1 protein-coding gene is annotated in these 1,010 nt (G+C 68.5%); it reads right to left on the bottom strand.

Translation table 11 applies throughout. The features are described from left to right. Positions 1–20: 20 nt before the first annotated feature. Positions 21–952, bottom strand: a protein-coding gene (locus ACGFW5_RS35290) for an IS5 family transposase (protein WP_393838450.1) whose coding sequence is annotated in 2 segments (ribosomal slippage) — positions 21–605 and positions 608–952 — 930 coding nt in all. Because the reading frame shifts where the segments join, the coding sequence is not laid out codon by codon here. Positions 953–1,010: the final 58 nt, after the last annotated feature.

The raw sequence follows: 1,010 nt of genomic DNA, 5'->3' as shown, positions 1-1,010 counted from the left end.
GCTAGGACTTGTCCTGCCGATCATGTTCGGAGCCAGATGGTGAGGGCTGCGGCGGTTGCGGTGCCGAGGTAGACGTAGCCGCGCTTGTCGTAGCGGGTGGCGACGGCTCGGTGCTGCTTGAGCCGGTTGATAGCCCGTTCGACGGTGTTGCGTTTCTTGTACCGGTCTTCGTCGAAGCCGGGTGGCCGTCCGCCGCGTGAGCCTTTGCGCAGGCGGGCGGCCTGGCTGTCGGTCTTCTCCGGGATCGTGTGCCGGACGCCCCGGCGCCGCAGGTACTCGCGGCAGGGGCCGTTGCTGTAAGCCTTGTCAGCCGCGACGCTGTCCGGCGTCCTGCGGGGCCGTCCCGGACCGGGCCTCGGGACGCGGATCATCTCCAGAACGAGCTTGAACTGAGTGCAGTCCGCTGCCTGACCTGGTGTGACGATCAGGGACAACGGGCGGCAACGGCCGTCCGCGCTCAGGTGGAGCTTGGTGGTGAACCCGCCGCGCGAGCGGCCCAGGCCCTCGCCTCCCGCACCACCTCCACCAGGTGGGCGTGCAGACTTTGCCACGGCGTTTCGTCCTGATGTTCTGTCCCTTCGGCCCCCTTTGCGGCGGGCGCCGGCGGCGGGTCGGTGCGGGCACCCGCCGCATGCTGGTGCGCCCGCACGATGGTGGAGTCGACCGAGACGTCCCAGTCGATCTCACCCGCTGCGTCCGCCGCGGCTTGGACCTGCTGGAGCAGACGCTCCCACGTCCCGTCGGCTGACCACAGTCGGTGCCGTTCGTAGACCGTCTTCCACGGACCGAACCGTTCGGGTAGGTCACGCCACTGCACACCGGTCCGCACCCGGTGCAGAATCCCGTCGATCACCTGCCGGTGGTCCCGCCACCGGCCACAACGTTTGTTGCTGACTGGCAGGAACGGCCGCAACCGTTCCCACTCGGCATCGCTCAGACCATCCCGCCCCATGCCCACATCAACGACCTCGACGCGGAGTAGTCACATGATCGGCCGGACAAGCCCTAGG

The sequence above is a fragment of the Streptomyces sp. NPDC048416 genome (assembly GCF_043200435.1).
Taxonomy (GTDB): domain Bacteria; phylum Actinomycetota; class Actinomycetes; order Streptomycetales; family Streptomycetaceae; genus Streptomyces.
The sequence above is the reverse complement of the archived record's forward strand: the minus strand, read 5'-3'. Positions and strand labels throughout refer to the sequence as shown.